Here is a 9815-nt window from a genome sequence, read left to right as displayed (position 1 = left end):
CGCGCTGGCGGTCGGCGGCACGGCGGCCTCGGTCACCTACCTCCGCCTGATGCCGCGGTCCACCGCTTCAGCCTCGTGAGTCGCGCAGAAAGGTCCTCAAGAATGCTGATTTGCGCGATTTGAGGACGATTGGGCGCGACTCAGCGAGGTGGGGAGCGTGAAGGGGCCGGGCGACGCCTCAGGAGCGTTCGCGTCGGCTCGGCAGCAGGGAGAACCGGGCCGGTCCCGCAGCGCTCCGCGGGCCCCCGGGGCCGGTGCCGCCCGAGCCCTCGGCGAGGTCGGCGAGGATGCGGCCGACGGCCGGCACGAACGCGAAACCGCGCTCGGGCAGCCCGGCCCCCACCACGACCGGCCCGATCCGGTCGATCACGAACTGGGTGTCGGCCGTGCGCGCGAAGACCGACCAGGTCTCCACCCCACCCTCCGGATCCGCTCCCGGCAGCCACTCCCGGACGTAGCGCTGGAGGGCCGTGCGCTGGCGCGGATCCGGGCGGGCCGGACCGGCATCCGGGTCGACCACCTTGCCCACATCGCGCCAGCGCAGCACGACCCCCGAGGGGTCGGGCACCGCGTCGACCGCCCCCGGCCACGACCGGTGGCGGCGGGAGCCCGGCTCCGGCCGATGGCTCAGCACGGGCCAGGGCGCGGCGAGCGGATGCAGCCGGCTGTAGCGGGTGGGCTGGCTGCGGCCCACGATCGTGTGCGGCAGAGCGATCACACGACCGAGCAGCTTGCTGGTCCAGACCCCCACGGCGAAGACGGCCTGCCGCGCCACGACGGCCTCCCCGTCGCCTACCGGCTCGCCGGCGTCGTCGACAGGTTGCACCTCGAGGCGGACCTCGTCGTCGCCGAGCACGCGCACGCGGGTGACGCGATGGCCGTGGCGGAACTCGGCGCCCTCGACGGCCGCCGCACGGCGGAGCGCGGCGACGGCGGCGAGGGGGTCGACTGCTCCGGCACCGGGGGTCGAGAGCACCCTCTCCTCGAACACCAGGCCCGGCCAGCGGCGCTCGGCCTCGGCGGCCGGCAGCGCCTCGGCCTCGAAGCCGAAGCGCTGCACGAGCTCGGTGAGGTCGTCGAGATCCGGCACGGCGCCGTGCAGCACCGCTCCGGTGCGCGACACGAGCGGATGCTCGCTCGACGCCTCGAGCTCGGCCCACTCCGGCACCGCCTCGCGGAGCATCGCGAGCCGCACCGAGTCGGTGGAGGCGACGAGGAAGGGGTGCGCGGAGAAGGACGCGGCGGGCTCGGGCCCGGTGGCCGGGCTCTGCTCGAGCACGAGCACGTCGGCGCCGCGCCGGGCGAGCTGCCAGGCGGCCGCGGAGCCGAGAGCGCCGCCGCCCACGATCACGGTGTCGACGGAGAGGACCATGCTCCGACAGTAGGGACGACGCCCTCCGCGGCCGCCTCGGCCGACACACTGTTACACCGTGTGAACGAGTGTGAAGCGCCGGGTCGCGCCGACGGCCCAGATGCGCTGCGCGGCGTGCGTGACTCCGCCCGCAGCGTGCGTGGGTCAGCCGGCGGCGTGCTTCACGAGCTCGGCGATCGTGGCGGCCGACGCGTCGTCGATGCGGGTGAGGGCGTAGGCGGTGGGCCAGAGCCCGCTCTCGTCGTCGAGGGCCGCCTGCGAGCTGAAGCCGAGGGTGGAGTAGCGCTCCTTGTCCTGCTGGCCGCTGCGGAAGAACACCACGGGCTTGCCACCGCGGGTCCAGGCCGGCTGGCCGTAGAAGAGCTTCGGGGCGAGGTCGGGCGCGACCTCGGTGACGATCTCGTGCAGCCGCTCGGCCATGCCGCGGTCGGGCTCGGGCATGCCCGCGATCTTCTGGAACATCGTCTCCGCCTCCGCGGCGGCCTTCTCCGCCGCCTTGCCGCTCCGGCCCTGGGCCTTGAGCTCGGCGGCGCGTTCCTTGATCGCGGCACGCTCCTCGGCGGAGAATCCGTCGTCGGCCTTCGTCTGTGCACTCATCGCGTGGTCCCCTGGTCGGTGTCGGTGTCTGCGTCGGATCCCACGCTAGCGTCCGGCCCCTGCTCGGTGCTTCTCGATTCCTGCTCGGTGCTTCTCGATCCCTGCTCGTGTGCCAGGGCGTCCGCGAAGGCGGCCTCGATGGCGCGGTGGCGGGCGTGCACGACGGGGGCCCAGTCGGGGTGGGTGATGGCGTAGCGGCGGCCGTCGCGAAGCGCGTCGAGAGCCACCGCCGCCACCTCCTCGGCCGTGATCCAGCGGAGTCCGGCGCCGTCGCCCGCCGCGAGGTCGACGTCGACCAGCCCGCGATCCGCGCCCCCACCCCGGTTGCGCGAGCTCGAGCCGAGCGCGGTGCGCACGGGGCCCGGCGCGAGGAGCGTCACCGCGATCCCGTCGGCCGCGAGCTCCTCGGCGAGCACCTCGGTGTAGGCGGTCACCGCGAACTTGGTGGTGCCGTAACCGCCCATCCCGGCATCCGGCGACAGGCCCGCCATCGACCCGGTGTTCAGGATGCGCCCGCGTGTCTGCCGCAGCTGCGGCAGGAAGGCGGCGACGCCGTGGATGGTCCCGTAGAGGTTGACGCCGAGAATCCAGTCCCAGTCGGCATCGGTCATGCGCTCGAGCGGCGCCGCGGAGGCGACCCCGGCGTTGTTCACGAGCACGGCGGCGGGGCCGAGCCGATCCGCCACGCCTGCGGCGAGCGCCTGCACGCTCGCGGCCGAGCTCACGTCGACCTGGAAGGCCTCGGCCCCGAGCTCCCGCCCCGCGCGCTCCGCCGCCCCGGCGTCGATGTCGGCCACCGCCACCCGCGCCCCCGCCCGCACGAGCTCCGCCGCGATGGCGCGGCCGATGCCCGACCCGCCGCCCGTGACGACCGCCACCTCGCCCTCGAACCCCCTCATGACGTCGATCCGTCCAGGGCGGTGGCCACGTTCCCGGCCACGCCCGCGTCCACGCTCACGTTCACGTCGACGTCCGCGGCTGCGGCCGGGGCGGCGAGCGGATGCGCGAGGTCGTCAGGCCACCCGTCCAGGTGCCGCCCGATCAGCCGCCATTCGCCGGCGCGCTCCTCGACCTCGTCGCGGAGGTGCCCGCTCATCCGCAGCTCCACCTCCCCGGTCCCCGGATCGCGCGCCGACGTGAGCCAGTACGACCACACCGTCCAGCCCCGCGCATCCGGGATGCCGGCCTGCGCACGTGCGGTGTAGAGGTGGTTCGACAGTCGATGCTGGGTGCGGCTCGGCCCGTCGAACCGAGGCTCCGACATCGCGCGGATCTCCGCGAGCCCCGACCACGACCGCCGCACCCCGTCCGGCCCCACCTCGCTCAAGTCGGCCTCGGGCCAGAAGGTCGCGAGGTAGAGCTCGAGGTCTCCCGAGTCGAGCGCCCAGAGGCCCGCGTGGAGCAGGTCGGCGATGGCGGCCCTCTCCTCGGCGCCGGGCACGGCTCTCGCCGATCCGGAGACGGCACCGGACCCCGCGCCCCCACTCACGCGGGCAGCCGGTTCCGGGCTCACGCCCGCGTGCCTGCGGCGTCGGCGGGCACCCCAGCCGAGGCCGGCACCGCATCCGGCATGTCGAACGCCGAGCGCTGCACGCCGAGGATCGTGGCCCCGATGCCCTGCATCCACACGCCGTACTGCGCCGCCGCGTGCGTGCGGTACATCATGATGTCGCGGGCGTACCGCTCCATCCGCCGCCCCGGCCGAGCCTCGGAGCTCCCCGCCGACTGGAACAGCAGGTCGACGGCCTCGGCCGCGAGCCGCCCCGCCTCGAGCGTGAGCCCGTTCAGCCGTGTGTCCATGCCCCGGGTGAGCGGGGCGCCGCGGAGCACGAACGCCTCCGACCACTCCGCGATCGTGTCGGCCACCTGCATCAGGATCGCCTCGGCCGCGTCGGCCTTGATCGACGCCTCCCCGAAGAGGCGCTGGCTCGCGGGGTCGTGGTCGCGGAGCGCGAAGGGAGGCAGCGGGGCCTTCCGCACGCGCGAGAGCTCCTCCCACTCGTCGAGCGCCGCCCGTGCGGCCCCGACGGTGACCGCGGCGAGCTCGGCGCCGAGGAACGCCTGCACGCTGCCCACGTACATCGGGTTGCCGTGCAGGGCGGCCCCCGTCTCGGCCGGGTCGATCTCACCCGCCCAGGTGGCCGGCACGAGGTGCTCGGCCGGCACGAGGGCCCGCTCGAACGCGACCGAGTTGGAGCCGCTCGCGCGCATGCCGAGCACCCGCCCCTGGCCCCAGTCGTCGAGCGGGGTGTAGGCCGAGCGCGGCAGCAGCACCTGGGCTGTGCGTGGGCGGCCCTCGGCATCCGTCTCGCCCTCGACCGTGACGAACACGATCGCGTGGGTCGAGAACGGCGAGCCCGACTGGTAGCGAGAGACCCCGGTGAGCTCGTAGCCGCCCTCGACCTTCCTCGCCGTGCCCGCGGGCGAGAGGCTGTGCGACGAGCGGAAGTAGCCCTCGGGCGCCGCGAACGCCTCCCGCTGCACCGACTCGGGCCAGAGCGCCGCCGCCTGGATGTTGTGCGAGTGGCCGAGGCAGTAGCACCAGCCCGATCCGGGATCGGCGGCCGAGATCTCGATCACGACCCGCAGCCAGGTCTTCAGCGACACCTCGAGCCCGCCGAAGCGGCGCGGGGTGAGGAGGTGGTTGAGGCCGAGCTCCTGCATGCGCTCGTGCACCTCGGTGGAGTAGTGGCCGCGCTCCTCCGCCTCGTCCTGCCCCGAGCGGATGAGCTCCTTCAGCGAGCGCGCCCACTCGACCACCTCGTGCTCGGTGGCGTCGCGGTCGAACGAGGTCGCCGGTCCGGTGCTGCTGGTGCTCATGGTGTCTCCTCGGGTGCTGCTGTCGTGGAAGTGGGGGTCGGGGTGGTCGCGGCGGTCGGGGTCGTCGCGGCGGCCGGGGTCGCCGGGGCCGCGGCGGATGGGGCGCGCGGCATCAGGATGACGCCGGTGAGCTGCTGCGGATCGGCCAGCGCCGGGTAGGCGTCGGCGGCCGCGTCGAGCGGGTAGCGCGCCGTGATGATCGCGTCGGGCCGGAGCACCCCGCGGGCGAGAAGCTGCTCGTACTCGGGCACGATCCGGCGCACATCTCCCCCGCCGCACTGCGAACCGACGATCGTGCGCGACGAGAGCGCGTACTGCAGGTTGCTCAGCGTCACCTCGGCGGCGAGGCTCTCGAGGCCCGTCGGCACCACGACGCCGCCGTAGCGGGTGGCCTCGAACGACTGCCGCATGGCGAGGGTCGTGCCGGCGGCCTCGAGTCCCACGTCGGCACCGCGGCCCTCCGTGAGGGCGCGCACGGCGGCGGGCACGTCGCCGGTGCCGTCGAGCGCGTGGGTGGCGCCGAGCTCGAGGGCGCGCTCGCGCCGCCACGGCTCCGGATCGATCGCGATCACGGTCGTGGCCCCCGCGAGCCGGGCGGCCTGCACCATCCACAGGCCGAGGTGGCCGCATCCGGAGACCGCCACCGACTGCCCCGGCCGCACCCCGGCGACCTCGAGCACGCTGCCGAGGCCCGAGGTCACGCCGCAGCCGAGCAGGGCGAGCTGCTCGGGCGGCACCGCGCCCTCGACCCGCACGAGGTTCGACTGCGGGTAGACGAGGCGCTCGGCGTGGCTGCCGATTCCTCCGTCGCCCCATACGATCTCGCCGTCGGCGGTCTCGCCCACGCGGCGCTCCATGTGCTCGAAGATCTTCTCGCAGGCGCCGGGGGCGCCGTTCCGGCAGTAGAAGCACTCGCCGCACTGGTGCGTGCCGACCACCACCACGCGGTCACCGGGTCGCAGCCGGCCGACTCCCTCGCCGACCTCGACGACCTCACCGGTGGCGGCGTGCCCGAGCACGGTGAGCCTGCCCCCGGATGCGCCGCCCGCCGCCGCGTCCCAGCCGCCGGCGGCGCCGTCCGTCTCCTCCGCACCGGCGTTCGCAGGCGCGCTCGCACCCGCATCCGCACCCACGTTCGCACCCGCGCTCGCACCCACATCCGCGGCCGGCGGATCCACCGTCAGCAGCTCCGTGCGGCACACCGCCGAGGCGTGCAGCTCCACGAGCACCTCCCCCGGCCCCACCGGATCGAGCTCGACCTCGATCAGCCGCGGAGCGGATCCGTCGCCCCGGGCCACGAGAGCGCGCGTCGACGTCACCGCGGCCAGATCCCCTGCTTGCCGGGCGCCAGGATGCCGTGCGGATCGACGGCGGCCTTGAGCGTGCGGGTGAACTCGCGGAGGGCGTGGTCGTTCCAGCTGAACTGGTCGGCCACGGCGTCCATGAACTCGAGGTGCGCCCGGTACTCCCCGTAGCCCGCGGCCGCGAGCAGCGGCACGAGCTCCGCGAAGGCCGTGCGCACCTTCTCGGACTCCACCGGGTCGGCGGCGTCGAAGAAGATCATCAGCACGTTCACCGCGTGCCGCTCGGTGGCGAGCCAGCCGCCGATGTAGTCGAAGCCCGCCGCCTCGATGTGCGTACGCATGATGCGGGAGGCCGCGGCCACGTGCTTCCCGGTGAGCGGCGACACCGGGCACAGGCCGATGTGCGCCCCCGTGGGGCCGTTCGCCCGCCAGCGCACGCCGCCCGCGAGCAGCATGCCGGGGATGCCGGCGGCGAAGTGGTCGCCGGGGGCGACCTCGGCGGCCGTCGCGTCGCCGTCGTAGCGGTTCACGACCACGCGGCCGCCCGGCAGCGCCTCGATCGCGCGCCGCAGCCGCTCCTCCTTGAGGTCGAGCAGCGCATCCGAGCCGTAGAGGGCGCACTTGATGTTCCAGCGGCCGAGGCCGAGGTCGTCGGCGAGCACCTGCACGACGTCATCCGGCACCACCCCGTCGCCGTCGTACCAGCGCTCGCGCGGCGAGAGGCCCGCGGCCACCCCCACGGCGTTGGCGGCGTTGACGACCCCGTCGATCGTCTTGTCGAGCTTGAGCTCGCGGATGGCGTCGACGAGCTGGGGCAGCGCATCCTCGTCGTCGATCATGAGCCGGCAGGCGGCGAAGCGCTCGGGTCGCGGCATGAGCCACACCCCCATCTTCACCACAATGCCGAGGTTCGACTGCAGGAAGAGCCCCTCGAAGCCCGGCCCGAAGCCGCCGCGGTAGAGCGGCCACGCCTCGGAGCCCGGCAGCGCGCCCATGCCGGTGCGGATGAGCTCGCCGGTCGGCAGCACCACCTCCATGCCGCAGATGAACTGCTGGTGGTCGCCGTGGGCGGTGTAGCCGTAGCCGCGCTCGAGCGCGTTGCCCACCACGCTCCCCCAGCCGAGGTCGGGCACCGAGGCCCAGAGCCGGGAGCCGCGCTCGAGCAGGGCCTCGTGCAGGTCGAAGAAGCTCACGCCGGGCTCCACGAGGGCGTAGGCGGTCTCGTCGTCGACCTCGAGCACGCGGTTCAGGCGCGAGAGGTCGATCACGACGCTGCCGGACTGCCTCGGGGCGGGGCCGCCGTAGCCGAGGTTCTTGCCGCGGCCGATCGGCCAGAGCGGCACCCGGAGCTCGTTGGCGAGCCGCACGACGGCCTGCACCTCGGCGACCTCGCCCGGGCGCACGGCACCGGCGGGGAGGAACGCCCGGTTGTCGCCGAGGGCGTAGGCGTCGAGGTAGTCGTCGACGTCGTCGGCGTGCGAGACGTTCGCGCTGCCGAGCAGGCCTGCGGCGCGCTCGAGCAGCAGGGCGGCGGGGGCCCCGTCGGGCGCCACCGTATCGACGGTGCCGGCGGGTGCGGTGCCGTCGGCTGCCAGAGTGCTCGCGGGTGCGGTGTCGACTGCCACCTCTAAGCCCCTGCGCCGGCGGTCGCGCCCGCCTGCGCCTCGGCGAGCGGATGCGCGACGTCGCCCGGCCACCGCTCCACCCAGCGCTGCGCGAACCGCCACTGCCCGTCGCGGCACTCCACGACGTCGCGCGAGTGACCGGTCGAGCTGAACGAGACCTCGCCCGATCCGGCCTCGCGGTGGCTCGTGAACCAGTAGGAGCGCACCTCCCAGCTGCGGCCGTCCTCGCCGGCGGTGTAGAGCCGGTTCGACTCCCGGTGCTGGTGCCCGCGGTAGCCGCCGAAGTGGCTCTCCGAGAACGCACGGATGCTCGGTGCCCCCGTCCACGTCTCGACCGTCCCGTCGAGCTGCGTCTCCACGAACCGGGCGTCCGGCCAGAACGCGTCCACGTAGCGGTCGATGTCGTGGGTGTCGAGCGCCCAGAGGTACTCGCTGTACAGGTCGTCGATGGCCATCCGGTCCTCGATGCCGGGGACGCCGCTTCGTGCGCTCATCGTCGTGCTCCTTTGCCTGATGACGAGGGCGCCCGCTCGTGCCGGACGCCCTCGATCACGCTAAAGAGGGGAACCTGCCGTCGTCAAACGCGGTTTCCCGGGGAAGCATCCGCGTTTCCCCGCGGAACCGCCCGTCATCCGGCGAGGCGCGCCGAGACCAGGCGGTTGAGCGAGACGTTCTGCTCGGCGGCCTCGATCGCGAGCCTCCGATGCACCTCCGCGGGGATGCGCACCACGAACCGCCCCGAGAAGCTGCGGTCGGCGAGGGCGGCCGGCGGCGTCTCGCCGCTCGCCTCCATCTCGGCGACGACGTCGGCCGTCAACCGCTGCACGCCGTCGAACGCGCCGTTCCGCTCATCCGCCACCCACGACAGCGACGGCATCTCGGCCACGGTGCCGACGTACGCATCGTCTTCGGCCGACCACCGCACGCGGTAGCTGTAGTGCTCTGCTGCGCTCATCCGTTCTCACCTTCCCATCGGTCGATCGCCGCCAACACCTGCTTCACCTGGTAGGGCTTCGCCATGCCGCGCACATTCTGGATGTTCACCCGCGGATCACCCGGCCAGGGCATGCGAAAGACCATGTGCGATGTACCGCGCTGGCGCGGCTCACCGAAATAGTGCACGCAGACCTTGGCCAGATCGGCGAACGAGACAGACGTCCTGTCTTGGCGCATCTGGCTGATCGTCCGTTCGATCCGGTTCGTGAGAATGATATCACTATCGACATCAGAGGTGGCAGCATTATGGGCATGAGCGAAACATTCTCATGAATTGAGGTACCGCGTTCGGATTTTGGAGAACGGTCGCCGTAGGGGTGGGTGTGCAGCAGGGGACGAGGTCGAGCTGGTCTGACCGGCGCCGGTCTACCCCGGCCTCCCAGCGGGTCGTGCCAGACTGGGGGGCATCCGATCGCGACAGCCCGCCGGTCGCCGAGGAGGAGCACCATGACCGAACCCAACGACGCCCGAGTCGGCCTGTACATCGACTTCGACAACATCGTCATCTCGCGCTACCAGCAGCTGCACGGCCGCAACGCCTTCCAGCGCGACGGCATCCGCGACTTCGACAAGAAGAGTCAGGATGCCGACCCCGAGGTCGCCGCACGGCTCGCGGCGGCCACGGTCGACTTCAACGCCATCATCGACTTCGCCGCCTCGTTCGGCACCCTCGTGGTCAACCGCGCCTACGCCGACTGGTCGGTGCCCGTGAACGCCGCCTACCAGCGCCAGCTCATGTCGCGCGCCGTCGACCTCACCCAGCTCTTCACCACCACCACCCGCGGCACCAAGAACGGCGCCGACATCCGCCTCGCGGTCGACGTGGTGGAGGATCTCTTCCGCCTTCCCGACCTCACCCACGTCATCATCGTCGCGGGCGACTCCGACTACATCGCGCTCGCGCAGAAGTCGAAGCGCCTCGGCCGGTTCGTGGTGGGCATCGGCGTGGCCGGCTCCACGAGCACGTCCCTCGCCGCCGCGTGCGACGAGTTCGAGGACTACGACTCCCTGCCGGGCATCGAGAAGGTCACCGCCTCGGCGCCGGCCTCGCGCTCGACGTCAGCGGAGGCCGGCACCGGCGGCGGCTCCGGGGGCGGCTCC

11 protein-coding genes are annotated in these 9815 nt (G+C 73.2%); 1 reads left to right on the top strand and 10 read right to left on the bottom strand.

The window, feature by feature from the left end; translation table 11 throughout:
• Positions 1 to 178: 178 nt before the first annotated feature.
• The 10 genes from Q0D57_RS18050 to Q0D57_RS18005 form a co-directional block, all read right to left on the bottom strand.
• A complete protein-coding gene (locus tag Q0D57_RS18050) occupies positions 179 to 1372 on the bottom strand; it encodes an FAD-dependent oxidoreductase (protein WP_291046683.1) in 1194 nt (397 codons plus the stop codon).
• 144 nt (positions 1373 to 1516) lie between these two features.
• Positions 1517 to 1969, bottom strand: coding sequence for a DUF1801 domain-containing protein (locus tag Q0D57_RS18045; RefSeq protein ID WP_291046680.1), 453 nt, complete (start codon positions 1967 to 1969; stop codon positions 1517 to 1519).
• Positions 1966 to 2868, bottom strand: coding sequence for an SDR family NAD(P)-dependent oxidoreductase (locus tag Q0D57_RS18040; protein WP_291046677.1), 903 nt, complete (start codon positions 2866 to 2868; stop codon positions 1966 to 1968). Before Q0D57_RS18040 ends, Q0D57_RS18045 begins: the two co-directional genes overlap by 4 nt.
• Complete coding sequence (locus tag Q0D57_RS18035) at positions 2865 to 3482, bottom strand: nuclear transport factor 2 family protein (protein ID WP_291046674.1); 618 nt, start codon at positions 3480 to 3482, stop codon at positions 2865 to 2867. The genes Q0D57_RS18040 and Q0D57_RS18035 overlap by 4 nt, the downstream gene beginning before the upstream one ends.
• On the bottom strand, positions 3479 to 4789 hold the full coding sequence (locus Q0D57_RS18030) for an acyl-CoA dehydrogenase family protein (protein ID WP_291046671.1): 1311 nt from the start codon (positions 4787 to 4789) through the stop codon (positions 3479 to 3481). The genes Q0D57_RS18035 and Q0D57_RS18030 overlap by 4 nt, the downstream gene beginning before the upstream one ends.
• Entirely contained in the window at positions 4786 to 6108 is a 1323-nt protein-coding gene (locus Q0D57_RS18025; RefSeq protein ID WP_291046668.1) for a zinc-binding dehydrogenase, read from the bottom strand. The genes Q0D57_RS18030 and Q0D57_RS18025 overlap by 4 nt, the downstream gene beginning before the upstream one ends.
• Entirely contained in the window at positions 6105 to 7718 is a 1614-nt protein-coding gene (locus Q0D57_RS18020) for an FAD-binding oxidoreductase (RefSeq protein ID WP_291046666.1), read from the bottom strand. The genes Q0D57_RS18025 and Q0D57_RS18020 overlap by 4 nt, the downstream gene beginning before the upstream one ends.
• 2 nt (positions 7719 to 7720) lie before the next feature.
• Positions 7721 to 8212, bottom strand: coding sequence for a nuclear transport factor 2 family protein (locus Q0D57_RS18015; RefSeq protein ID WP_291046665.1), 492 nt, complete (start codon positions 8210 to 8212; stop codon positions 7721 to 7723).
• 134 nt (positions 8213 to 8346) lie between these two features.
• The gene (locus tag Q0D57_RS18010) at positions 8347 to 8673 is read right to left on the bottom strand and encodes a toxin-antitoxin system HicB family antitoxin (RefSeq protein WP_291046664.1); all 327 of its coding nucleotides are present in this window, start codon (positions 8671 to 8673) and stop codon (positions 8347 to 8349) included.
• A complete protein-coding gene (locus Q0D57_RS18005; RefSeq protein WP_291046662.1) occupies positions 8670 to 8891 on the bottom strand; it encodes a toxin HicA in 222 nt (73 codons plus the stop codon). The genes Q0D57_RS18010 and Q0D57_RS18005 overlap by 4 nt, the downstream gene beginning before the upstream one ends.
• A gap of 270 nt (positions 8892 to 9161) precedes the next feature.
• Between Q0D57_RS18005 and Q0D57_RS18000 the strand changes: the two genes are divergently transcribed.
• The coding region (locus Q0D57_RS18000; protein ID WP_291046660.1) for an NYN domain-containing protein at positions 9162 to 9815 on the top strand (654 nt) is incomplete at its 3' end.

The sequence above is a fragment of the Herbiconiux sp. genome (assembly GCF_023264895.1).
Taxonomy (GTDB): domain Bacteria; phylum Actinomycetota; class Actinomycetes; order Actinomycetales; family Microbacteriaceae; genus Herbiconiux.
This window is presented reverse-complemented; position numbering and strand designations above follow the sequence as displayed.

Excerpts from the sequence above, each read along its gene's own strand:
- Q0D57_RS18050 (WP_291046683.1), bottom strand. The coding sequence starts at position 1,372 with ATGGTCCTCTCCGTCGACACCGTGATCGTGGGCGGCGGCGCTCTCGGC.
- Q0D57_RS18045 (WP_291046680.1), bottom strand. The coding sequence starts at position 1,969 with ATGAGTGCACAGACGAAGGCCGACGACGGATTCTCCGCCGAGGAGCGT.
- Q0D57_RS18040 (WP_291046677.1), bottom strand. The coding sequence starts at position 2,868 with ATGAGGGGGTTCGAGGGCGAGGTGGCGGTCGTCACGGGCGGCGGGTCG.
- Q0D57_RS18030 (WP_291046671.1), bottom strand. The coding sequence starts at position 4,789 with ATGAGCACCAGCAGCACCGGACCGGCGACCTCGTTCGACCGCGACGCC.
- Q0D57_RS18015 (WP_291046665.1), bottom strand. The coding sequence starts at position 8,212 with ATGAGCGCACGAAGCGGCGTCCCCGGCATCGAGGACCGGATGGCCATC.
- Q0D57_RS18010 (WP_291046664.1), bottom strand. The coding sequence starts at position 8,673 with ATGAGCGCAGCAGAGCACTACAGCTACCGCGTGCGGTGGTCGGCCGAA.
- Q0D57_RS18005 (WP_291046662.1), bottom strand. The coding sequence starts at position 8,891 with ATGCGCCAAGACAGGACGTCTGTCTCGTTCGCCGATCTGGCCAAGGTC.